Source organism: Tissierella sp. (genome assembly GCF_031460495.1).
Classification (GTDB): Bacteria; Bacillota; Clostridia; order Tissierellales; family Tissierellaceae; genus JAVKTS01.
In genome coordinates, this window is record NZ_JAVKTS010000005.1 from 167,396 (window position 1) to 192,618 (window position 25,223).

The window sequence follows — 25,223 nt, forward strand, 5'->3', positions numbered from 1 at the left end:
CAGGTCATTAACATTGTTTATAAAAACTAGTATAGTATAAATATAATCAATTTGATTATAATGGACAAAGGTATTAAAATATAATAGGTTAACATAACAACAGTAAATGATAAAAATATAGGAGGAAAAAAATGAGAAACAAAAAATGGTTATTATTAGTGCTTGCCCTAGTTATGATAGTATCTACAGCTTGTGGCGACAAAACAGTAAAAGAAAATCCAACACCAGGTGATACACCAAAGGATGTAGTAGAAGAACCAGCAGCTTTAGAAAAGGTAGATGGTGGAATACTTGTGCTACCAATTGCTAGTGATCCTAATGTAATGAATCCATTATATGCAGGGGATAGAGTCACAATGACTATCAACAATGCAATATTTTCACCATTATATGTAATAGATGGAGAAGGAACACATTTCTATTTAGCAGAAAGTATTACTCCTTCAGAGGATTTTTTAACTTATACTTTAAAATTAAAATCAGGTCTTAAATGGCATGATGGAGAAGATTTAAATGCAGATGATATAATCTTTACACTAAATTCAATAACTGATGAAAAGCAAAATGCTAATTCAAGAGGTTCATTTGTAATTAATGGTAAGCCTGTAGAAGCAAAGAAAATAGATGATTTAACTGTAGAGTTTGTATTACCAGAAATATCAGTACCATTTATGGGTAGTTTAGGTGGACTTCGTCCAATAGCTCAACATATATTTGAAAGCGAAGCAGATTTACAAAAAAGTGCAAAAAACTTAGAACCAATGGGAACTGGACCATTTAAATTTAAGGAAATGAAGAGTGGGGAAAGAGTAGAGTTAGTTAGATTTGATGATTACTTTGATGGAAAAGCAAATCTTGAATCAGTAGTATTTAGAGTAATATCTGATCCAAATGCAGCTAATACAGCATTATTAAACGGAGAGCTATCTGCTAGATATATAACTACTGCAGATCTTGATAAATTTAATACAGAAGAAAGTATCAATATAGTGACATACAAAGAAGGTATGTTAAACAATATGGTATTTAAATTATCTAACAAAGATTTACAAAATGAAGATGTGAGAAAAGCTATAGCTTATGGAATAAATAAGGCTGAGTTAGTAACAGGAGTTTATAAATCAGCAGAATATGCAGAAGAAGCACATTCAGTTTTCGTACCAAGTACACAATTCCATACTAATGATGTGGAAAAATATGAGCATAATGTAGAAAAAGCAAAAGAGCTTCTTGAAAAAGCAGGAGTTTCAAATCTAAAATTGAGATTAGCATATATTAATTCAAGTAAAGAGAATGAAGCTTTTGGATTAATCATGCAACAACAATTGGATGAAATTGGCGTAGAAATAGAGCTTATACCAATGGAAAGAGGAGCTTTCTATGACAAATTACTTGATGCTTCAAGCACTGATTTTGATTTAGCATTCAACGGATATGTAATGGGAGTAGAACCAAATGGATATAAACCACTATTCCTTACAGGAAATATGAATAACTTCATGGGTTATTCAAACACAGAGCTAGATGCAAAATGGGAAGCAGGAGTAGTTGAAACAGATGAAGCAAAGAGATCTGAAATATATGAAGGTATTCAAAAAGAGTTAATGGATGATATGGTAGTGTATCCAATCGCTTATCCAAATTCAATCGTTGCAATAAGCAGCCAATTTGGCGGCATAGAAGAAGCAACTCCAGCTCCAATCTTTATGTTTAGAGATTTATCTAAACTATATATGATGAAATAATTTAATTAAAAACCACAAAAGTAAACTCATAGCAGTTTACTTTTGTGGTTATATTAGGAGGAATTTTTGTGGCAAGAATGATTATAAAAAGAATGCTTCAGGCCATACCAATGCTTGTTGCCATATCTATAGTTTCATTTCTTCTTATAAAATTAGCACCGGGAGATCCAGTGCAGGCGTATATTACCCCTGAGATGGGGCCAACAGAGATAGAGACAATAAGAGAAAACATGGGGCTCAATAGTCCCATTCATATACAATATATAAGATGGTTAAAGTCTGCATTACAAGGTGATTTAGGTTATTCATTAGTAAATCATAGACCAGTGGCGATGCAAATAATTGAGAGGCTTCCCGCAACATTAGGACTTATGGGAGCTTCTTTAATTATTTCTATGATCCTAGGAATAATAATAGGTCTTGTTTCCGCTGCAAATCAAAATAAAGCATTTGACAATATAGCTACTTTAACTTCTTATTTAGGCATATCCATACCAAGCTTTTGGTTTGCTATGATGTTGGTCTATGTATTGTCTCTAAGATTACAGCTATTACCAAGTATTGGAATGAGGAGTATAGGGGTAGATACTACTTGGGACTTAATAAAACATGGCATAATGCCTACAATTGTCTTAAGTCTCCAGAATATAGCTACTATTGCTAGGTATATTCGTTCAAGTACTATATCACAGTTAAGAGAGGATTATGTAATTGTAGAATATGCTTCAGGAGCTAGTAAGGGAGAAGTATTGTATAAATATGTGCTTAAAAACGCAATTCTACCAGTAATTACATTATTGGGTATGTCTTTGCCTAATCTAGTGTCTGGAGCCTTTATCACAGAATCTATCTTTGGCTGGCCAGGTATGGGACAATTGGGAATCAAATCAATATTTAACTACGATTATCCATTAATTATGGCCATTACAATGTTCTCATCTTTTATATTGATTATAGGAAATCTATTATCAGATGTATTATATGGCATTGCAGATCCAAGGATTAAGGAGTTGAAATAAAATGAATGATAGATTAAAATCAAATTTTAAATATCAGCTTAAACAAAATAAATTAGGATTATTAGCCCTAGGAATTATTTGTATTTTAGTAGTTGCATCTATTTTAGCTTTTTTAGCTCCCCATGATCCAAATAAGATTGATATCATGAATGGCTTAGTATCCCCAAATAAAGAGCATATATTTGGTACAGATGAAATGGGCAGGGATTATTTTGCTCGTGCATTATATGGAGGCAGAGTATCTCTTACGGTTGGATTTTTATCCATGATAATATCCACTGTAATAGGAACAATAGTTGGTACTATTAGTGGATACTTTGGTGGAAGAGTTGACAGTTTGATTATGAGAAGTATAGATATACTAATGAGTATACCTACATTTTTTCTTATTCTAATATTAAATGCCTATTTAAAGCCAGGGGTACAAAATATTATTATTATCATAGGTTTATTTAGTTGGATGGGAATAGCCAGGATAGTAAGAGCTGAGACCCTCTCAGTTAAAGAAAGGGAATATGTACTATATTCAAAAGTTATAGGAGAAAAATCTAAGACCATTATGCTAAAGCATATAATACCAAATATTTTTCCTACAATTATAGTTGCATCAACCTTAAATATTGCAGGAGCAATTTTAACAGAATCTTCCTTGTCCTTTCTTGGACTAGGAGTGCGTCAGCCAGATTCTTCATGGGGCAGCATGCTTAAATATGCACAAGGATATATAGGAGATGCACCTTATTTAGCTTTATTCCCTGGTATCTTAATATTGCTTACAGTCCTTAGCTTTAATATTTTAGGTGATATATTTAGAGTTGCATTTGAGCCTAAGGCAAATAATGATTAGGCATGAAAAGGAGAGATTTAATATGAAAGAACCCTTATTAAGTATAAAAGATTTAAAGGTTTCTTTTTTTAATAATAGTGGTGAGGTTAAAGCCATTCGTGGCGTTTCATTTAATCTGGAAAAAGGAGAAGTACTAGGGATAGTTGGAGAATCAGGAAGTGGAAAAACTGTTACTTCCATGTCTATAATCAGATTACTCAGGGGAACGGGTAAGATTACAGATGGAGAAATAATATATAAAGACGAAAATATATTAGATAAATCTGAAAAAGAAATGTTGAAAATTCGTGGGAATGATATAGCTATGATATTTCAAGACCCTATGACATCTTTAAATCCAGTATTTACTGTGGGAACACAGATAACTGATGTAATCAGAAGACATCAAGGATTAAGTAAATCTGAAGCCAAAGCAAAGGCTATAGAAATCCTTAAAATAGTAGGTATACCTTCACCTGAGGAAAGATACAATAATTATCCTCATGAGTTTAGTGGAGGTATGAGACAACGAGCTATCATTGCAATGGCATTAAGCTGTGAACCAGATTTGCTTATTGCAGATGAGCCTACTACAGCCCTAGATGTGACCATACAAGCTCAAATACTAGAATTATTAATGGAATTAAAGGAAAAGATGGATACTTCAATTATTTTAATCACCCATGACCTAGGTGTTGTTGCCAATACTTGTTCTAAGGTAATGGTTATGTATGGTGGCTTAGTAATGGAAGAAGGTACTGTAGATGATATATTTTATAATCCACTACATCCATATACAAAGGGATTACTTCAATCACTTCCAAAAAAAGATACTAAAGAAAGACAAAGGTTAGTTCCTATAAAAGGCAACCCACCTGATTTATCTAACATGCCAAAGGGTTGTCCATTTGCAGAGAGATGTCCTTATGCAATGGATATTTGTGTAGATAATCAACCAGAATACTATTATGAAGGGAAAAGCCATAGAGCTATGTGCTGGCTTTTAGATAAATCTAAAGGTAAAGGAGATGAAGGACATGGAAAATAAAGAAAAAATAAAGTTAATTGAAGTAAATAATTTGAAAAAATATTTTCCAGTGAACAAATCTTCTTTTATTGCAAAACAACAGCATCTAAAAGCAGTAGATGGTGTTAGCTTTTATATCAATCAAGGAGAGACCCTTGGCTTAGTAGGTGAGTCGGGATGTGGTAAATCTACTACAGGTAGAAGTATTATTAGACTCTTTGATATCACTGATGGAGAAATAATTTATCGTGGAGAAGATATAGCTAAACTAAAAGAATCAGAATTAAAACCTTACAGGAGGAAGATGCAAGTAATATTCCAAGACCCTTATGCATCCCTTAACCCAACTTTAACTGTTGAAGACATAATATCTGAACCCTTAGATGTTTATCATATAGGAAGTAAAAAAGAAAGAAAAGAAAAGGTTATAGAATTGCTGGAAAAGGTAGGATTGGGGAAAAGCCACTTAGATAGATATCCTCATGAGTTCTCAGGGGGACAAAGACAGAGAATAGGAATTGCCAGAGCATTATCAATTAATCCTGAGTTCATATTATGCGATGAACCAATATCAGCCTTGGATGTATCTATTCAAGCTCAGGTGGTAAATATGCTAGAAGATTTACAAAATGAAATGGGTCTAACTTATTTATTCATTGCTCATGATTTGTCCATGGTGAGGCACATATCTCAGCGTATAGGGGTAATGTATTTAGGTAAGCTTATTGAAATAGGACCTAGTGAAGAAATCTATAATCATCCCCTACATCCATATACCCAAGCACTTCTTTCATCAGTCCTAGAGCCAGATCCTAAAACTGCAAGGGAAAGAACCATGACTGTATTGGAAGGAGATGTACCAAGCCCCCTTAATCCTCCAACAGGATGTAAGTTTGTTACTAGATGTAAATACGCCACGGAAAAATGCCATAAAATAGAGCCAGTCCTTAGAGAAGTAGCACCAGACCATATGGTAGCATGCCATTTAATTTAAGAAAACAGAGCTAACTAGCTCTGTTTTTTTGTATCTTAGTAATATTAATATAAGAATTGGAAAAATCTAGGGTATAAAACATTTGTGGATTATTATACCATGTTTCAACAATATTTGATATAATACATGTTGATAAGTCATATTACATATTAACTACAAAGGACGAGGTGGAAGCAGTGAAAAGTATAAAAATTAAGCTTATATTGTATTTTGGTGTAATAATTTTATTATCATCTTTAGCTATAGGGACATTATCCTATCTTAGTGCCACAAGAGGAATGAGTGATATTCAAGCTCAAATGCTAGTGGACAAGTTAGAAGGAGATATATCATCAGCAAACTACTATTTCAGTAGATTTTTTGGTGATATAAGTCTAGAGGGTGAAACCCTTTATGATTTTAGAGGTAGAGATATCCAAAGTAGACACGATATGGTAGATGCTATACTGAAAGACTTAGGGGATGTAGCTACTATATTTGCAAGAGTAGGAGATGATTTCAAGAGTATATCATCAAATGTTATGTTAGATAATGGGGAGAGGGCAGTTGGCACCTTCTTAGGTACTGATAGTGCAGCATACGATGCTGTAATGAATGGAGAAACCTATATAGGTGAAGCAAATATATTAGGTGAAGATTATTTTACCGCATATCAACCGATTAAGAATGCAGAGGATGAAATTGTTGGACTTTTATTTGTGGGAACATCTATTACAGCTTCCACTGAAGCTATAAAAGGACATAGTGATACACTCATGAAATCTACTGCATTAATTATTTGGATAAGTGTATTTATTGCTTTAGGAAGTGTTCTTCTAGTAGGAAAAAATATTACTGATCCAATAATTCATGTATCTCAAGAGATAGAAAGATTAGCAAGATATGATTTGACAATGGATAATAATAGTAGGCTAGAAAAACTAGCTAGTAGAAAAGACGAGATTGGCAGTATCGGCACATCTGTTGCTCATTTACAAGAGAATTTTAGTGGATTGATAAAAGATGTATTAGATACATCTCATCATGTGTCATCTTCATCGGAGGAATTATCTGCTACATCTGAACAATCATCTTTGGCCTCAGAGGAAGTAGCTAGAGCCATAGATGAAATTGCAAGAGGAGCAACAGATCAAGCAATAGATACTGAAAAGGCTGCTAATAAGGCAATTGAAATCGGTGAGTTGATAGATATAAATGATGGATATGTAGTTGGGTTAAATACTGCAGCAGAGGATATAGATAAGAGGAAAGAAGAAGGATTCTATATCTTGCATGAATTGGTTAAGAAAACTGAAGAAAGTGAAAAAGCAACAAAGAAGATATTTGATGTTATAAAAGGTACAAATGCAAATGCACAAAAAATTGAGAATGCTTCTTCCATGATACAAAGTATAGCAGACCAAACTAATTTACTTGCATTAAATGCTGCTATAGAAGCTGCTAGAGCAGGAGAGGCAGGTAGGGGATTTGCAGTAGTAGCTGAAGAGATTAGAAAACTAGCAGAGCAATCTAATGGGTTCACTGAAGAAATAAAAATAATTATCGATGAACTAAAGAATGCTACAGAAGAATCCGTTTCAACCATGGAAGATGTAGGTAAGATACTAGCTGAACAATCTCAAGGTGTATTTGATACTAGAGAAAAATTCAAGATGATAGCCTTTGCTATAGAGACTGTTAAAAATGGCGTAAAAACAATAAATGATTCTGAAAAAGAAATAGATAGCAAAAAAGACGAATTATTAGAAATAGTAGAATCATTATCAGCAATAGCAGAAGAAAATGCAGCAAGTACACAAGAGTCATCTGCAGCCATAGAGGAACAAACTGCTGGAATGGAAGAGATAGCAAATTCAAGTGGACAATTAGCTAGGCTTGCAGAAGAATTAAATGGATTGGTGGAAAAGTTCAAGATATAGCATATAAAGAAACTGAGCATATCATTATGATATGCTCAGTTTTTTTATCTATTCTTCAGCAATTTAATTGCTTTTGTAATCTTTATAGGGTTCCCATACATTAAAGTACCTAGTCTATATATCTTGGCACCAAAGACTCCAGTTATTACAGTGGATACGACTAATATTAACAAGGATATTCCTACTTGAATTGTTGAGACATCTCCCATAGAGACCCTTACAAACATTGCCATGAAAGATGTAAATGGTATAAATGAGGCTACTTTCAATGCAAACATATCAGGGGAAGTAAGGCCTATCATGGATATCATAAAAGCTGCAACAAATATTAAAGTAAGTGGAGTTGAACTTGTACCTACATCTTCAGTTCTAGATACTAAGGCTCCAATTGCGCCATAAATAAATAGATAGAAAAGATATCCCAATATACCAAAGATAGAGAAAATCCCTATTACATTTCCAGGGATATTAAAGATGAAATCTAATCTATGATCCCATGCAGCAACATTAAGTTTGTAAGTAACAGCTGCAACTAAAATCATAGTTCCAAATTGAATGATTCCAGCCAATGCCCCAGCCAAGACCTTTCCAAATATAAGGCTTTTAGTGCTAGTGCTGGTTACAAGGATTTCCATAGTGCGATTACTCTTCTCACTGGCAACAGCAGTGGCTGTTAATTGGCCATAAAACATTATAATAAAATACAATCCAAAGATTAGAATATAAGTATATAAATAATTTTTCATACTATCCTTTCCAAGGACAGTAGTTTCATATTCTATTGGCACACTATAGATTTCAGCTACTGCATTGGAGTCTATGCCTTTTTCTAGTAATTGATTATTTCTATATAGATTTAGCATTACATCTTCAAATCTATATCTATTACTATTATTTGCCCCTGTATTCTTTACTAGATATTCATATTTTGTAGGAGTCTTAACTATGAATCCTGCTACAATATCATCTGAATTAACCAGATTACTTAATTCCTCAGTAGTCTTAGTAGCAACTATATTAATATCAGCTAGCATTGATTTAATATCTTCCACATTAATTGAAGTATCTTCTATTAAAATACCGTAACTCATGGAAACTCCTTCAGATGGCATAATATCTACCTTATCTTCTCCAAATAGTGGTTTTCCTAAGGCATCCATTATTGTTGGTACAGAAAGCCCTATTATAATAAGCAAGCTTAAAATAATAGTAGATATTTTAAACACCTTGTTTTTCAGGAAATTAAATAATTCAAACTTAAGTACTATCCATAGACTTTCCACTATTTATCACCTACCTTTTCAACGAATATATCTGTTAAACTTGGCTCATAAATGGAAAATCTCTCCACATCAATATCAAGTGATATTAAATCATTAAGCAAGTCTTTTTTGCTCTTTCCATTTAGCAACTCTATAATAAGATGACCATTTTTTGCTTCTGCTATATTTATGCCATGTACTTTACTGGATAGAAGATTATGTAGTTCATCCAAACTTTGATTTGAAGAACTAAGTGTCATTCTGTTTCTGCCGTATTCTTTCTTTATAGCCTTTAAGCTTCCTGTTAAAACTATATTTCCTTTATCTATTAAGGCAATCTCCTCACAGAATTCCTCTACATAACTCATTTGATGACTAGAGAAAATAACTAGCTTACCTTTGTCAATTAGCTCACTGATTACATCTTTTAATATCTGTGAATTAACTGGGTCTAATCCGCTGAATGGTTCATCTAAGATGATTATATCTGGATTACATATTAAGGTTTCAACAATCTGTACCTTTTGTTGATTACCCTTAGAAAGAGTCTCTAGCTTCTTATCCTTGTACTCAGATACACCTAGTCTTTCTAGCCAAAATAATGTGTTTTCCTTAGCACTTTTTTTTGAGAGTCCTCTTAATTCTCCAAAGTATGTAAGTTGGTCCAATACTTTTTGCTTAGGGTATAGTCCTCTTTCCTCTGGTAAATACCCAATTGAATGTTCCCTAGGATTAAATTTCTTTCCATCTAAAAGGATTTCTCCATCATTTGCATCAAATAAGCCCATAAGTATTCTTATAGTAGTAGTCTTACCAGCACCATTTCTACCTAGAAATCCCATAGCTTTACCACTTGTGATAGAAAAAGAAACCCCATGTAGCACCTCAGTCCCTGAAAAGCTCTTGTGAATGTCTTTAATCTCAAGTATCATTATATCCCCCCTTTTCTTATTCATCTTAAATTATATGTTACAATTGTTGGTAAATCAATGATTATACTAATAAAATGAATAAAGTTATAAGATAGTTACTTTAGTCATTTTGCAGAAAAGCTAAGATAAAGGAAAAAACAAGGAGCCTGATTTGACACCTTGTTTTCTGTGTATTGCCTATTCTCTAGGGAATTTATCTTGTCTTTTTCTTGTAAATCTGTATATTACATAAAGTATAACTCCAATTATCAATCCATAAGGAATGAAATAGATAAATCCTATGATTAAGTTTTGTATATTGTAGCTGAAGAAATATGTTGAATCCTTTATTGCATTTGCAACCTTAGTCCAGAAAGTAGTCTTTATAGTTTCTTCACTAGTTAATTTTGCAACTTCTTCAATTTGAATATGGGCAGTGCTGTAATCTACCTTATCATCCATATCCATTATATTTGCAGTCAAGTTTTCCTTTTCATAGATAATATCGCTTAGTTGATTTTCAAGAACAATTATATCTTCCATCTTTTCAGCTTTTTCCATTAATGCCAGTATTCTTTCCTCTTTTACTTCCAAGACTTTCAATCTTGATTCTGTATCTCTATATTGCTTAGTAATATCTATTTTAGAAGTATTTTGAGATATTATATTTCCTATTTCTTTTAACTCATTAGTAAAGTTTTCTAGATTCTCCCTAGGAATTCTAATGGTGTAGTTGGAATATTTTAATCTAGTAGAATATACAAAGTTGTTATAGGAAATATCAGAGTTTTCAACATAGCCCTTATATTTTCCTACGATGTTAATTAGTTTATCAGTAGTATCCATGAATTCTTTTGTTTGCATAGATATTGAAAGAGTAGTTATAATTTTATCAGGCTCAGTCATGTCGTAGCCTTTTTCCTCAGCAATCATATCTTTTTCTGCTCCGCCGAAATCATAATCAGCAGAATTGCCCATGTCTGACGGTGCAGTTTGGGGGGCTACATCTTGTGTAGTTTCATACTTTGCATTTTTACTTGAAGAACATCCCGAAATTATAATACTAAAGACAATAAGCAGGATTGTGACTAAAAGAAATTTTCTATTCTTCATGACTCTCATCTCCTTTTCTTAATTATACAATATCTTGTAAAAATAGGGGTTACAAAAACCTTACAAATATATATAAATAATAAAATTAGGCATATTATCTTTTGTATAGATTATTGGACTTTCCAATGATATAATAATAATTGGTAAAAATTTCACTAGGAGGGAATTATGACTAACAATTGGGGTAAAAAGGCTTATGCAGTATTGTGGGCAGCAACTGGAATTAATTTTATTTCTGCTATACTATATGTTTGGAGTGTCATCAGCAAGGCTCTTGTAAATCAATTAAACTGGACTAGCAAGGAAGCATCCCTTCCTTATACAACATTAACTATTTGCTTTGTAATTGCTATGGTTATATTTGGTAAAATAGTAGATTCAAAGGGACCTACTCTTCCTTCTTTAATAGGTAGTATATTAATAGGTCTAGGTCTAATATTCTCAGGATTTACTACAAATCCTACCATAATGATACTTACAATGGGAGTTCTTGTAGGGGTGGGATCTGGTATTATAAATGTAGCTACTACATCTACTGGTGTAAAATGGTTTCCACCTGAGAAAAAGGGTATGGTTACAGGTATAGTTGTAGCAGGAGTAGGCTTATCCTCTGCATTTTATTCTCCATTATCCAACTATCTTATAAAGGCAGTAGGTATTTCAAAGACTTTTATTTATCTAGGCATATTCATTCTATTAATTGCAGTTCCCTTATCTCTATTAATAAAAAGTCCACCAAAGGATCTTAATTTTGGAGACAAGAAAAAGGAAGTACATAAAAGCCCTAGTAAGGACCATGATTGGAAATATATGTTGATGGACACACACTTTTACAAATTATGGCTTATGTTAGGTTTCTCATCATCAGCAGGGCTTATGATAGTAGGTCATATATCTAACATAGCCAAGCTTCAAGTAGGATGGGAGGCAGGATTTATTTTAGTTATTATATTGGCCCTATTCAACAGCTTAGGAAGATTTTTAGGAGGATTCATATCAGATAAAATTCCAAGACTTGCTTTAATTCGCATAATATTTGTAGTCCAAGGAATTAATATGTTTTTGTTCACTATGTATTCCAATGTATATCTTCTTAGTATTGGAGTAGCTGTAACAGGCCTATGTTATGGTGGAGGATTTTCCATATTTCCAGCTATGGCCTCAGATGCCTATGGCAGCAAGAATTTTGGTATGAATTATGGCGTATTATTTACCGCATGGGGATTAGGTGGAGTAATAGGGCCTATGACGGCAGCTACTTTACTAGATTCATCAGGATCATATAAATACGCATATATAACAGCATCAGTTCTTTTAATCATAGCAATAGCTATAACATTTACCGTAAAAAATGGGACAGAGGGACAGGAGTAGTGTCCCAGATAAAAAATGCCAGAAGAATTATTCTTCTGGCATTTCTTAATATATATTAGTGACTACAACCTTGCCCCTTACATCCTTTTGCCAAATTATATAGAGTTTTAACAGGAACACCTGAAGCTCCCTTTGGTAAATATCCTCTTTCAGCAGAGTTAGATGATGTACCTGCAATATCTAAATGAACCCAAGGAACATTATTTACAAACTCTTCTAGGAAAAGTCCAGCAGTTATGGTGCCAGCCCCACCTACAGTGGAATTCCTTAAATCTCCCACAGTTCCCTTTATACTTTCCTTATATTCCTCATTTGTAGGCATTTGCCATACTGGTTCTCCTGCTAATTCTGCAGCGTCCTTCACAGCATCCATCAAGGCTTGATCATTTGTTACTGCTCCAGTATTTATACCTCCTAAGGCAACAACACATGCACCAGTAAGAGTAGCGATATCAACTATTTTGTCAGCTTTTTCTACTGTTGCTGCATACCATAATGCATCAGCTAGAGTTAACCTACCTTCCGCATCAGTGCTCCATACTTCAATAGTTTTTCCAGCCATTGAGCCTATTACATCTCCTGGTTTATATGCTTCACCTGAAATCAGGTTCTCACAAGCAGCTACAATTGCAACAACATTTCTTTTTACCTTTGTTTTGGCAATAGCTTTCATCACTCCTACAACAGAAGCAGATCCAGCCATATCACCATGCATAGATACCATACTACTTCCAGGTTTGATGGAATATCCACCTGAATCGTAAGTTAATCCTTTACCAACTAGAGCCAATTTTTCTTCTGACTCACTATCTCCATTCCATTTCATTACAATGAATTGAGGTTCATTAGCAGACCCTTTAGTAACAGCTAAAAATGCTGTCATACCTAATTCTTCAATTTTTTCACGACCAAAGATTTCTACTTCAACACCTAGACCTGATAGTTCGTCCTTAGCACGAGTAGCCAATTCTAAAGGAGTTAGAGTTATAGCTGGTTCATTAGCCAAATCTCTTGCTAAGAAAATACCTTCTACTATACTAGTAATCTCCTTGATACCATCTTCCACTTTTTCCTTTTTATCTTCTATGACATCTAAATAGAAGTCCTTAACAGTTGGCTTTACTTTCTTTTCTGATAGATATTTTTCAAATGAGTATTCTGATTGTAATAATCCCTCAGCTATGGCCATATTAGTTTTTCTATAGCAAAGATTTTCAAACTTCGCTACTGTAACTGTAGCTGATTCAATTTTCAACTTCATCAATTCTTTTCCTAGCTTGTAAAAGGCTTTTCTAAGGGATTCAAGATTTAGTTTATCTTCTTCCCCAAGTCCTAATAAAATAACATTATTACCTCTAAAAGAAACATCAGAATAGATTTCACCACAAGAAGCTTTGAAAAGTTCCTTCTCAATTACATAGCTATATAATTCAGGTGATTTTTCCAAAGTTTCCGTGCCTTTAAATACTGGCAGAATTTCAACTTTTCCGCCTTTACCGATTAAAATATTCAATATTAACACCCCTTATATTTATTTAGATACTCTAATTATATCAAAAGATATAGTAAAACAAAAGTTATATTTAAGCTGAAGTAAAGGGGACAGTCCCATTTGCTTCATAGTGGGACACAACTCCTGTCCCTCTGTCCCACATTTTTCTATTGCATAAATCATCTAAATATAGTATTATACTTTTATATGGGCGGTTAACTCAGCTGGTAGAGTGTCATCTTGACGTGGTGAAAGTCGTAGGTTCGAGTCCTATACCGCCCACCACAAAATTCGAATAATAATCTAGATACCCGCATAAATATTTAGGAAATAGCATTGTTTGCTGAATTGGAGGTGTAGCATGAAAAATTCAAAATTAACAAAAATAGTAATATACTTACTTATATTTTCATTTGCTTTATCAGTTATCATACCTATAATAACATTATCCATGAATTAATAATATTGCCAGAGTTAATCTCTAGGCAATATTTTTTTAAAATTCTAAGGCATATTATGGTATAATACTTTCAAAGCCTGAACTAAGGAGGACAATATGAAAAAAGCCTTATTATTTATAATTATGATATTGATGATTAGTAGTTTTTCTGTCTTTGCAGAGGAAGAATATATGGAATCAACTATGGAAAATGCCATAGTCCTCGAAGCTGGAGAAGCACAAGCCTCAGAAGAATATGGAGGAAATATTCAATACCAAGATGTAAAACTAAAGATCACTAGTGGAAAATATAAAGATGAAGTTTTAGAAATAGAAAATCATATCCCAGATAATGACGCCTATAGTATTTATGTGAAAAAGGGCGATAAAGTAGTAGTAATGGTTGATGAATATGAGGGTTATCATGAAGTATATATCGCTGATTTCGCAAGAACTAATTATATTATTTATTTGGCCATATTATTTATATTGATAATTCTTGTTGTTGGAAAGATGAAAGGCTTCAAAGCCATTATCTCTCTAACTATAACTATAGCTTCAGTATTCTATATCTTATTACCTCAAATCTTAAAAGGTGCAAATCCAATACCTATATCAATTGCTATATCCATAGGTGTTACAATCATCACCATATTTTTAGTATCAGGGATTAACAACAAGAGTATAGCAGCTATAATAGGTACTTCCATGGGAGTTATAATAGCAGGATTGATTTCCTACTATGTAGGTGTGAAAATACACTTAACAGGATTAAGTGCCGAGGAAGCTACAATGTTAATGTATATCCCACAAGAGGTAAGCTTTAATTTTAAGAATTTACTTTTTTCAGGTATAATTATTGGGTCTTTAGGGGCAATAATGGATGTAGGAATGTCAATAGCTTCTGCAATTGATGAAGTCCATTCTGTTAATAACAATTTAACTACAAAGGAATTATTTAATTCAGGGATGAATGTAGGTAAAGATGTAATGGGAACTATGACTAATACTTTGATTCTAGCATATACAGGATCATCTATACCTCTTTTATTATTATTTATGGCATATGAAACTAGCCTAACAGAAATAATGAACTTAGACATAATTGCAACAGAAGTAATACGATCATTATCAGGTAGCATTGGATTGGTACTTACTATTCCAATTACAGCTCTTGTAACATCTATATTAATAAAAAAACAAAAACCAATGGAGGAAGAGAAGAATGAGTAAGGAAGTATTGCTATCACTAGGGCTTACAACTATAGTAGGTCTTTCCATGGGATTAGGTAGTTTAGTATCTTTTTTCGTGAAAGAAACAAATAAAAGATTCTTATCACTTTCCCTAAGCTTTTCAGCAGGGATAATGATATATGTATCATTTATGGCTATTTTGCCAGAAGGAATGGAATTAATAGAATCATATTATGGAGAGCATAATAATATTATAGCTTTATGTGGTTTTTTTGGAGGCATGTTGATTACTGCAATTGTAGAGAAACTAGTACATAAATTTGGAGGACATTATCATGGACATGACCATGACCACCACGATCACCATCACCATGATAATGAGGAAGGTGAGCATTTATCAAAACTAGGACTTATGTCGGCAGTTGCCATAGCTATACATAATTTGCCTGAGGGATTAGCTATATTCACTGCCGGACTAAAGGATATAACTGTGGCCATTCCCATAGCTGCAGCAGTAATACTACACAATATACCCCTAAGTATAGCCATATCAGTGCCAATTTTTTATTCCACAGGTAGCAAAAAGAAAGCATTTATATATTCATCCCTTGTAGGGCTTTGTCAGCCCTTAGGAGCAATATTAGGATATTTAATTTTATCAAGATTCTTTAATGACTTAGTATTTGGAATTTTATTTTCTATAGTTGCAGGAATTATGATATTCGTATCTCTAGATGAATTATTGCCATCTTCACAAAAACACGAAGACCATCATATTTCAGTATATGGAGCAATTGCAGGTATGGCTGTTATGGCATTGTCCATGACTGTATTTCATATTCATTAAATGTAGAATTAATAAAAAAGTTATTAAGCTCTTATTAAAAAGAGTTTAATAACTTTTTAATATATTCAGTGATTTACATACCTTTACATATAGACCTAGGCTTATTGTAGCTGATATAAGTACATCCAATATATTATTTATCAAAGAATCTTTTAATATATTTGATATTGCACCATGGATTAAAAGTAGACAGGTTGTCATAATTATTTCTGATATACTCATTTTAAAAGTCATACTTTTAAAATGAGACTTTTCTTCAATTTGTAATTTCCTATTTAAATCAATAAGGCCATATATTAGAGCTAATGTAATAGAGATACTACTACTTAATGCAATACCACCTGGCCCCATAAACTTAGATAAAAATAAGTTCAAAATTCCATTTAAAATCAAAGTACGAAAACCAATGGAAATAGGTGTTTTTGTATCTTGAATCGAATAATATGCTCGAATAATTAATGGATATAGGGCCATGGCTGTTAAGCCAATTGCATAATTTGTCAATGCCCTTGAAGTCAGTAGGGATGCTTGTATATTAAAGGCACCTCTTTGAAATAATATTTTAACTAAGGGCTCTGCCATAATAATTAATATAATAGAAACAGGTAATACAATAATTAATACCATATGAAAGCAGTGCCTAATTTCACTTTTAAAATGTTCTTCATCATGTTTGTGATAATCTTCAGATAGTACTGGAAATATAACTGTGACTATGGCTGCAATAAATACACCTAAAAACAAATCAATAATATTGTTGGCAAAGCTTAATCCAGCAATACTTCCTTCAGATAGAGTTGATGCTACTGCATTATCAATAGAAAGATTTAATTCATTGAGACCAACACCTGCAAGTATAGGAATCAAATAATATTCTAATTTTCTAATATACCTATCCTTTAAATCAAATCTAAAGAAATACTTAAATTCATTTGTCCTAAGACCCTTTGAAAAAATAAATATTTGAACAATATTTGCCACAATATCTGTTATCATGAGTCCTTTTAATCCATAGAATCTTGAAAAAAACAATAGATAAATTATATGCATAATTGGACTTGCAACTCTCCCCTTAGGACCGCCCTTAAAAGAATGTACTGATTGTAGAAATCCAGAGAATATTGCATTTATCAATGATATTGGTATAACAGGTAATCCTATTCTAAATAATAAAATGGTCTTATCTAATTCCTTTCCAGTAAATCCAGGACCAAATACTTTTACAATAACGGGAGCTCCTATAAATCCTATAGCAATTAAAATAAAGGAGAAAACTCCTGTTATATTTATTAAATTATTTGTAAATCGTATCTTTCTATTAATACCATGTCTTTCTTGAATTTCTTGCAATAAAGGTATAATTCCAATAATCATTCCATCACTTATGAGACTTGAAATAAGCATAATAGTACTAAATGCCAATAAATATGAGTCCATCTTATAATTAATTCCTATTTTTGAAGCCATAAGTGTTTCTTTTGCAAAAGATAAGATTTTAGCAATTATCCCCAGATATATAATATAAAAAGTTGCTTTCTTCATTGATTTTTGACTTTTCATTTATGTAGAATGCGCCTCTTTTCGACAAATTTACAGCAGTTAATTATATCATAATTGCTATATATGAGACAATGAATTTCATTTGTATGATCATATATTATAAAATCTCCATAAAAGCAGCAATTCTAGTCTTGATTTGTCCAATATTAGATTTTGAGTAATCTGTTTCTATGGCCATATAAGGTATATCTAAATCGGTCATTAAGTTTTTTACTGCCCGTTGTTCAACACTATAAGGATGACAGGTCTGCAGTAATACTTCAATAACACCATCGACTTTAAACTCATCTACTAGTTTTGGCAATAATTCCATCCTACTAATATTAGGTGACATAATTGCACAGCCAATATTTAAATATCTAGTTGCTATAGCTTTTACAATATCATCACAATTTTCATCAACATTACTTCTAATAGGCTTTACACCATCGCAATTATCAAAGCAAACAACTACATCACCACTATTTTCAATAGTATTAACTATCTTATCTAACACTCCACCTATAGGACAGCCAGTAATAAGAATTCTTTTAGCCTTTTTATCTACTGGTCTTGAACCTTCTTCATATTCTTTTTTAATATTGACTATAATTTCCTCAAGCTGTTTGTATTCTTCTTCTAAATTAAAATTAAATTTATATCCTTGGAGTATTTTATATGCATCAAATCCTGTAATTGCAGGTGGTTCTAGTTTGCTAAGTTCAAATAGTTCACCATATAAGCTTCTATATTTATTTCTAAAAGATGTGGCTTCTCTTAATTTTTCTTCAGTGATCTCTACATCAAATTTTTCTTCTAGGGTTTTTATTAACAATCTAACTTCTTTTTCCCACATAAGTGGTGAATAACTTCTATCAGTTCCTTGTGGCACTTGCATAATGTGCATATCCTTAAACTCACTTAATAGCTCATACATCTTTTTCTTCCCATCACATGTTGTTTCTCCAATAATTATATCTGATAAATATGTATAACCACTATGGTCTGAAATTGCAGCTCCGTAGCTTGATTTAATTAAAGGACATACATTTGTAGGAAGATCTGATTCAGCATCAATTATTGTTTTATCAGTATTAGCACTTAGGTTCACGATATGAATACCTGCAGCATCGAGTATTTCAACAGGTGCAAAACTACAGTAAGTACCTGCTATCTTGCCTCCATTTTTTTTGATTTCTTTAGCCTTTAAAGTTCCATTTTTTATTAAATCAAAATTCTCCATACTAGCCTCCTAGAGTTAGTTAATCCGTTGGATTACAAAACAATTATATATGAAATTTGTGGAAAGTGTGATTATATTTTCCTATACTATGTCATATTACTATCAAAGATTTCTATAATTATTCTAAAAAACAAAAAGTTCTGATATAGTATTTCTGATATAAACAACATAAAACGCATAGAATTTCAAAAGTTAGACAAGTCACAAACAATATAGAGTGGGATTATATGAATACAAACAAAAGAATACTTATTTTTTTCTCTCTTATAATTATGTTGGGATTAGGAATTTCTCATTATATACCTAGAGAGCAACAAATAGAAAACACTGACTTAGGTTTAAGGATTGGATCTGGAGCTGATATAACGGGACTACTTCTCCAGAGAATTATTGAAACAAATGAAAGTATGGATATAAAAAATATCAATGCTGTAGATGAGGAAGAAAAATTATTTGATTTTACTTTTAAAGACTGCTGAAGTAATACAGCACAATGGGCCTTGAGCTCAGATGAAATTGATATGGCATTTTATTGCAATCATATGTCTTTGCATTTAGTTCGAGCAAATGATGATTTTCTAATTTATGGACCTGTAATTATGAATGCTGAAGTCATAGCCTATAAAGATGATGTTGAAAATATTGGTAGAATAGGAATTGGACATAAGAGAGAACATCTACATAAACTTGCTAAGGAAAGCTATAAACAAATTGAAGAAATTATAGAGTTGTCCCCAGTTACCTTGCCTTATTCCTTAAAAGGTGGGCAAATAGATGGGGCAGTTTTAGATTTAACTAAGGCAGCAATGCTACCAGAGTTCAATTTTGCTCCTCTATCAATAGATGATTATATTTCTTATAGTTTGGTTGTCAGAAAGGATATTGTAGATACGAAGGCTTTTGAAGACTTTTTAACTGTCTACAATAAGGTAGCAGAGGAGTTAAACCAAAGAGAAAAACTTATTCAGCTTTTAGGTATGACAGAAGAATTTTGGGATGATACAAAAATTAAGTTTTTAAGTCTAGAATAGGAAAGGTGAAAAAGATGTCTATATCTGTAGAAGGAATTACTAAGATTTTTTCAAATAGAAGAGATAAAAAGTCAATGAATACTGTATTGGAAGATATCTCTTTTAATGTAGATGAGGGAGAATTTGTTTCCTTACTAGGGCCATCGGGTTGTGGAAAAACAACAACATTAAATATTATTGCAGGATTTTTAAAACATGAAGGCGGAAACATTACTGTAAATGGTAAAGAGGTTAATAAGCCTGGACCGGATAGGGCATTTGTATTTCAAAACTATGCTTTATTTCCATGGATGAAGGTTGGAGAAAATATTATGTATCCAATGAAGTTGCAAGGTATGCCAAAGAAAGATCGTGAAGAAAAGCTTAAAGAGTTATTGGAAATGGCCCAACTTGAAGAGTATGCAAACTATTATGTTCATGAAATATCAGGAGGAATGAAACAAAGAGTTGCTTTACTTCGTGCACTGGCATGTGACCCAGAAATTTTATTAATGGATGAGCCTTTAGGTGCTGTTGATTTCCAAATGCGTCAACTATTACAGGTCCAATTAGAGACAATAATACAAGATAATAAGAGAACTGCACTTATGGTTACCCATGATGTTGATGAAGCTATTTATTTAAGTGATAGAGTTATTGTTATGTCTAGAGATAGGGGTAAGATACTAGCTGATATAAAAATTGAACTTCCTAGACCTAGGGATAGGAAAAATGAGAAATATCATCAGTATACAAATGAATTATCTGATATTTTAAGATCTGCTCTAAATGGAGAGGTTAAGAATCAAGGTGATGAGGAAATATTGAAGTTTATTCAAAAAACTGATAAAAAGGATAGCAAAAAAGCAACCTTTATCCAAAAAGGTGCTCTTCAAGAATAATAAATAATTATGTAAGATAAAAAGGAGAATATTTATGACAACATTACCAGAAAGATTTGAAGAGTTTGCTGATGCAAGAAGACAAGGTTTTATTAGAATGAAAGAATTAAAGGACAATGGTGGAAAACTATGTGGGACATTTTGTCAATTTGCTCCTTCTGAAATGATTGATGCAGCTGGACTTTATCGTGTAGGATTGTGTGGACAATCTGCTGAGCCAATTCCTGCAGCAGAAGCAGAATTACCTGCAAACCTTTGCCCTTTAATTAAATCTAGCTATGGATTTGCTTTAACTGAAACATGCCCCTATGCATATTTTTCTGACCTTATAGTAGGGGAGACAACTTGTGATGGAAAGAAAAAGATGTATGAAATGCTCGGTGAAATAAAGGATGTTCATATTATACATTTACCCAATAACCCTGATCCTGAGAGGTCTTTAGAATCTTGGATTTTAGAACTAAGACATTTTAAAGAGGTATTAGAGAAGAAATTTGATGTTGTAATTACAGATGACATGTTACGAGAATCTATTAAATGGGGAAATAAGGAAAGAATCCAAATGGCTCATTTATATGAGTTAGGACGATATGATCCACCTGCTATTACAGGTTTACATATGCGTAGTGTAATGGAAGGAGTCCAATATATATTTGATAGGCAAGAGCGATATGAGAAAGTCCAAGAGGTTTTAGATAAATGCGAAGAAGATTGGGAAAATGGCAATGGACCTATTCCCAAAGGGAGTAAAAGACCGAGAATCTTAGTATCAGGTGGACCTAGTGGTGGAGTATTTGAAAAAACTATTAAGGTTATTGAGGAATTAGGTGGAGTTATAGTTTGTTATGAAGGTTGTAGTGGCATTGTTTCTAGAAGAAGACTTATTGAGGAGTCTGAGACAAGAGATCCAATTGAATGTATAGCAAAAAAATATCTAGAAGTACCTTGTGCAGTTATGTCACCTAATCAAAGGAGATTAGACCAAGTGGCCGTTACTATTGATGAATGGAAGGTTGATGGTGTTGTTGGAATAATCCTTCATTCATGTAATCCTTTTGGAATTGAGTCTACAAATATTAAGAAAATCGCCAATGAATGTGGTAAGCCTTATTTACATCTAGAGACAAACTATGGGCAAGGCGATGAGGGGCAATTAAGAACAAGGATTGAAGCATTTTTAGAGATGCTTTAGGAGGAGGTGAAGAAAAGAATTGAACTCACAAGAAAAAGATGTTAAAAGAATGTTACATGCAACTAAGATGAAGGATAGAAACAATTGGAGAAAACTTAATGGAAAGGATTTCAATATCTATACTCCAATAGCACTTATAGTTATTGCTATAATATGGACAATTGCAGCAGAAATCGTTGATAAACCTTTTCTTTTCCCTTCATTGAAAAGTGTAATTGAGGCTTTGTTCAAGGGCATAACGGATTTATATGTACTTAGGAATATAGGGATTACCATGCGTCGTGTTTTAACAGGTGCTTTTTATGCTCTTATTATTGGATTACCCATAGGTATGACCATGGGGTATTCCAAAACTATGTTAAGAGCTTTTGCTCCATTTATAAACTCTTTGAGACAAGTTCCTATTATGGCATGGGTACCATTATCAATTATTTGGTTTGGACTTGGTGATGGGCCTACAATTTTTATGATTGCATTTTCAGGAATTTTTACAATCATTTTAAATACCATTGCAGGAGTACAGGATATTAGCAAGGATTTTTATAATGCAGCCCGAAGTATGGGGGCAAGTACAATGGATATCATTAAAGATATTGTACTTCCGGGGTCACTCCCAGGAATTATTACTGGAATAAGGCTAGCCATCGGTATGGGCTGGATGTCAGTTATCTGAGCGGAGTTCATAGCAACAAGTGCCGGGTTCGGTTACTTAATGGTAGAGGCTCAGTCTCGTATGCAAACTCATACAATTATAGCATTTATGTTTATGGCAGCTTTAATTGGATTTGCTATTGATAGATTGATGCTCTTAATTGAAAGTATATTGCTTAGATGGAAAGCTGATTAAAACATCTATTAGATTATCTGATGGGTGTTTTTTCAAAAGTATTGATAAAATTTATACAAATTCTACTTTTATCTCTTGACATTAAAGTCGACTTTAAGGTTTATAATAGGAGGTGCGAGACTATGTTGTTTATAAAAGATGTTTGTAGGATTACTGGACTTAATAGTTCAGCCATTAGATATTATGATGGTCAAGGTTTATTAGGCGAGGTGGAGAGAAAAAATAATAACTACAGGGTATTTGATGAAAAGGATGTAGAAAAGCTATTTTTCATAAAGAAGGCTAGAAGCTTAGGATTTGAATTAGAAGAGATAAAAAAGATATTGATGCTAAAAGATAATGGCATACCTCCTTGTAGCTATGTAAGTCACAAGATACAGGAGAAAGTATCCTTTATAAAGGCAGAGATAGTAAGGCTTGAAAAAGAAAAAATTAAATTAGAAAGACATTTACAAGGTGCAAAAAAGGTAAGTGGATGTAAAGGTAGTATATGTCATTATATTGAAGGAATTGAAGATGAACAAGAGGCAGGATTGAGAAAGGCCCATTAAATAAGTCTATGTTATAAGAGCACATATTGCACAAATAATAAGTAGGGGGAGTATAAATGAAAAAAAGAATTATTGCTATGGTTTTAGTATTGGCAATGGGAGTTGTATTTCTAGCAGGTTGTACTGATAGTAGTAAAGATAGTATAATTCAAGAAGTAGGTTATGATCCGGTAGCAGAGGTAGCAAAATATAAACTAGGTGAATTATCAGAGGCTGATAAGAACTTCACTATACAAATGGGCTATAGAGATTGTGACCATATGGTTTCAGCTATTATAGGAGAAAAAGCAGGTATCTATGAAGCCTTAGGACTTAATGTTGTAGTTACTAAAACTGGTAAGATAATGGAAGCCATGTCTTCTGGGGAAATGCATGTTGGTTATCAAGGGATTGCTGGAGCCATTCGTTCTGTAAATGAGGGTGCACCACTATTTATGGCAGCTGCAAATCATTTGGGTGGATCTAGTTATTTAGTTGTGAGTAATGATATCAAGGAACCTAATGATTTAATTGGTAAAACCTTAGCTATTGGCTCAAAGCCAGAGGCAAGTCCATCATGGATTAAGTGGGCTAACGACTTGGATATTCCAGTAGAAGCAGAAAACTATGATGCAGTTAGTATGTCTAACAAGGATGCACTTTTTGCATTAAAAGCAGGGCAGCTCGCGGGTTTTTCTACTTGTGACCCTTATGCTACTCAAGCAGAGTTCGAGGGATTTGGAAGAATCATAGGAACTGAATGGGGTGGCTTAGATGTTTCACCGACTGATGCTGAAAACTGGGGAATATGTTGTATTTATTGTATGAACAATGATTTCTTAGAAGGGCATCCGGAATTAGCTAAAAGATTAGTTCTTGCACATTCGCTTGCTATTAAATATCTATATGAGCATCCATATAATGCAGGTATGATGTTTGCAGAGGGATTTGGTGTTCAACCAGAAGTTGGACTAAAAACTGTATATTTAAAGACAGTTGGAGAAGGAAGAACAATCACTTGGCAATTCTCAGAGAAAAATCTAAATAATTATATTCAATATTATTATGACTTGGGTGTTGCAGAAGAAGAAATTCCTAATATAAATGATATTGAAAGGTTTATGTCTACTGATTTGCTAGAGACTTGTGGTGTTGAAGAGTTTAGTACATTTATTGAAGAAGCAAACATAGATAAAGAATTCCCAATAGGTCTTTCCTATGATGAGTGGATGACTAAAGCAAAAACAATAGATGGTATAACAGATACTGCTAGTAACAAATAATAAAAAAATGGAGCTATTTTACATAGCTCCATTTTTTATATCCATTAACAGCATTCTTCCATACCATCACCAAATAGATCCTTTATTTCAGTATCATCAATTAATCTAAATATGGCATAGCCGTATTTTCCATCCTTTGAACCAGATACAATAAATTCTATTGGACCAGTTTTATCAATATCTTTAAACTCAATTGTTTGATTATCTATAGGAGCGTGAGTATGATCTGATAACTTAAATCCATTATCTGTATCTAAAACTACAACCATTGCATTCTTTTTAGGAGCTTCGTTATATATAACCAGTAAATCTTTGAGACCATCGTCATTCAAGTCCTCATAGCCACATAGTATTACCTTATTATCAGGATGAGTATCTTGAAAATATAGAAGAAGCTCATTGTCAGGTTCTACTCCTAATGTTTGCAAAGTGTTGCCATTTTCTAGATAATATCCATAGAAGCCCAATACAAAGAGTATAAATCCTATTAATATAAATTTAATATTTTTTTTCAT

Annotated in this window: 22 protein-coding genes and 1 tRNA gene; 16 read left to right on the forward strand and 7 right to left on the reverse strand. The window is 32.9% G+C overall.

Annotation, left to right across the window (positions count from 1 at the left end; genetic code table 11):
* Positions 1 to 131 precede the first annotated feature (131 nt).
* From RIN63_RS12890 to RIN63_RS12915, 6 genes are all read left to right on the forward strand, one after another.
* Positions 132 to 1,745, forward strand: a complete 1,614-nt coding sequence (locus RIN63_RS12890; RefSeq protein ID WP_310445146.1) for an ABC transporter substrate-binding protein — start codon at positions 132 to 134, stop codon at positions 1,743 to 1,745.
* Positions 1,746 to 1,822: 77 nt separating this feature from the next.
* Positions 1,823 to 2,764: an ABC transporter permease gene (locus tag RIN63_RS12895; RefSeq protein WP_310445183.1), complete on the forward strand. Its 942-nt coding sequence runs from the start codon at positions 1,823 to 1,825 to the stop codon at positions 2,762 to 2,764.
* 1 nt (position 2,765) lies between these two features.
* Positions 2,766 to 3,611, forward strand: a complete 846-nt coding sequence (locus RIN63_RS12900; RefSeq protein ID WP_310445147.1) for an ABC transporter permease — start codon at positions 2,766 to 2,768, stop codon at positions 3,609 to 3,611.
* Positions 3,612 to 3,633: 22 nt separating this feature from the next.
* Positions 3,634 to 4,638, forward strand: coding sequence for an ABC transporter ATP-binding protein (locus RIN63_RS12905; protein ID WP_310445148.1), 1,005 nt, complete (start codon positions 3,634 to 3,636; stop codon positions 4,636 to 4,638).
* Entirely contained in the window at positions 4,628 to 5,611 is a 984-nt protein-coding gene (locus RIN63_RS12910; protein WP_310445149.1) for a dipeptide ABC transporter ATP-binding protein, read from the forward strand. The genes RIN63_RS12905 and RIN63_RS12910 overlap by 11 nt, the downstream gene beginning before the upstream one ends.
* A 176-nt stretch (positions 5,612 to 5,787) precedes the next feature.
* Positions 5,788 to 7,530 (forward strand): methyl-accepting chemotaxis protein, encoded by a 1,743-nt coding sequence (locus RIN63_RS12915; protein ID WP_310445150.1) that lies wholly within the window; start codon positions 5,788 to 5,790, stop codon positions 7,528 to 7,530.
* Positions 7,531 to 7,574: 44 nt separating this feature from the next.
* Here RIN63_RS12915 and RIN63_RS12920 read toward each other — a convergent pair whose 3' ends face one another.
* The 3 genes from RIN63_RS12920 to RIN63_RS12930 form a co-directional block, all read right to left on the reverse strand.
* Entirely contained in the window at positions 7,575 to 8,813 is a 1,239-nt protein-coding gene (locus RIN63_RS12920; RefSeq protein ID WP_310445151.1) for an ABC transporter permease, read from the reverse strand.
* Positions 8,813 to 9,724 (reverse strand): ATP-binding cassette domain-containing protein, encoded by a 912-nt coding sequence (locus RIN63_RS12925; protein ID WP_310445152.1) that lies wholly within the window; start codon positions 9,722 to 9,724, stop codon positions 8,813 to 8,815. Before RIN63_RS12925 ends, RIN63_RS12920 begins: the two co-directional genes overlap by 1 nt.
* Positions 9,725 to 9,901: 177 nt before the next feature.
* Positions 9,902 to 10,816 carry a DUF4349 domain-containing protein gene (locus RIN63_RS12930; RefSeq protein WP_310445153.1) on the reverse strand — a complete coding sequence of 305 codons (915 nt, stop codon included), beginning with the start codon at positions 10,814 to 10,816 and terminating at the stop codon, positions 9,902 to 9,904.
* 168 nt (positions 10,817 to 10,984) lie between these two features.
* On the opposite strand from RIN63_RS12930, the gene RIN63_RS12935 reads away from it, so the two are divergent.
* Positions 10,985 to 12,190, forward strand: coding sequence for an OFA family MFS transporter (locus RIN63_RS12935; protein WP_310445154.1), 1,206 nt, complete (start codon positions 10,985 to 10,987; stop codon positions 12,188 to 12,190).
* A gap of 55 nt (positions 12,191 to 12,245) precedes the next feature.
* Here the strand turns inward: RIN63_RS12935 and RIN63_RS12940 are convergent, their stop codons facing one another.
* Positions 12,246 to 13,703: a leucyl aminopeptidase gene (locus RIN63_RS12940; RefSeq protein ID WP_310445155.1), complete on the reverse strand. Its 1,458-nt coding sequence runs from the start codon at positions 13,701 to 13,703 to the stop codon at positions 12,246 to 12,248.
* A gap of 188 nt (positions 13,704 to 13,891) precedes the next feature.
* Between RIN63_RS12940 and RIN63_RS12945 the strand changes: the two genes are divergently transcribed.
* The 3 genes from RIN63_RS12945 to zupT all read left to right on the forward strand — a co-directional run bounded on the left by RIN63_RS12945 (position 13,892) and on the right by zupT (position 16,162).
* Positions 13,892 to 13,967 (forward strand) — tRNA-Val (locus RIN63_RS12945).
* Positions 13,968 to 14,238: 271 nt separating this feature from the next.
* Complete coding sequence (locus RIN63_RS12950) at positions 14,239 to 15,354, forward strand: YibE/F family protein (RefSeq protein WP_310445156.1); 1,116 nt, start codon at positions 14,239 to 14,241, stop codon at positions 15,352 to 15,354.
* Positions 15,347 to 16,162 carry a zinc transporter ZupT gene (gene zupT / locus RIN63_RS12955; RefSeq protein ID WP_310445157.1) on the forward strand — a complete coding sequence of 272 codons (816 nt, stop codon included), beginning with the start codon at positions 15,347 to 15,349 and terminating at the stop codon, positions 16,160 to 16,162. Before RIN63_RS12950 ends, zupT begins: the two co-directional genes overlap by 8 nt.
* Positions 16,163 to 16,207: 45 nt before the next feature.
* On the opposite strand, the gene murJ is transcribed toward zupT, so the two are convergent.
* Positions 16,208 to 17,722 carry a murein biosynthesis integral membrane protein MurJ gene (gene murJ, locus RIN63_RS12960; protein ID WP_310445158.1) on the reverse strand — a complete coding sequence of 505 codons (1,515 nt, stop codon included), beginning with the start codon at positions 17,720 to 17,722 and terminating at the stop codon, positions 16,208 to 16,210.
* A gap of 97 nt (positions 17,723 to 17,819) precedes the next feature.
* Positions 17,820 to 18,944 (reverse strand): double-cubane-cluster-containing anaerobic reductase, encoded by a 1,125-nt coding sequence (locus RIN63_RS12965; RefSeq protein ID WP_310445159.1) that lies wholly within the window; start codon positions 18,942 to 18,944, stop codon positions 17,820 to 17,822.
* A gap of 227 nt (positions 18,945 to 19,171) precedes the next feature.
* Between RIN63_RS12965 and saoB the strand changes: the two genes are divergently transcribed.
* The 6 genes from saoB to saoX all read left to right on the forward strand — a co-directional run bounded on the left by saoB (position 19,172) and on the right by saoX (position 24,708).
* Entirely contained in the window at positions 19,172 to 19,975 is an 804-nt protein-coding gene (saoB, locus tag RIN63_RS12975) for an ABC transporter substrate-binding (seleno)protein SaoB (RefSeq protein ID WP_311144038.1), read from the forward strand.
* 14 nt (positions 19,976 to 19,989) lie between these two features.
* Positions 19,990 to 20,856, forward strand: a complete 867-nt coding sequence (gene saoA / locus RIN63_RS12980; protein ID WP_310445161.1) for an ABC transporter ATP-binding protein SaoA — start codon at positions 19,990 to 19,992, stop codon at positions 20,854 to 20,856.
* Positions 20,857 to 20,890: 34 nt separating this feature from the next.
* Complete coding sequence (locus RIN63_RS12985) at positions 20,891 to 22,048, forward strand: double-cubane-cluster-containing anaerobic reductase (RefSeq protein WP_310445162.1); 1,158 nt, start codon at positions 20,891 to 20,893, stop codon at positions 22,046 to 22,048.
* Positions 22,049 to 22,097: 49 nt separating this feature from the next.
* Complete coding sequence (gene saoP / locus RIN63_RS12990) at positions 22,098 to 22,895, forward strand: ABC transporter permease subunit SaoP (protein ID WP_310445184.1); 798 nt, start codon at positions 22,098 to 22,100, stop codon at positions 22,893 to 22,895.
* A gap of 122 nt (positions 22,896 to 23,017) precedes the next feature.
* Positions 23,018 to 23,446, forward strand: coding sequence for a MerR family transcriptional regulator (locus tag RIN63_RS12995; RefSeq protein ID WP_310445163.1), 429 nt, complete (start codon positions 23,018 to 23,020; stop codon positions 23,444 to 23,446).
* Between the two features lie 56 nt (positions 23,447 to 23,502).
* Positions 23,503 to 24,708, forward strand: coding sequence for an ABC transporter substrate-binding subunit SaoX (gene saoX, locus RIN63_RS13000; RefSeq protein WP_310445164.1), 1,206 nt, complete (start codon positions 23,503 to 23,505; stop codon positions 24,706 to 24,708).
* Positions 24,709 to 24,752: 44 nt separating this feature from the next.
* Here saoX and saoC read toward each other — a convergent pair whose 3' ends face one another.
* Positions 24,753 to 25,223 (reverse strand): Cys-Cys-COOH (seleno)protein SaoC, encoded by a 471-nt coding sequence (saoC, locus tag RIN63_RS13005; protein WP_310445165.1) that lies wholly within the window; start codon positions 25,221 to 25,223, stop codon positions 24,753 to 24,755.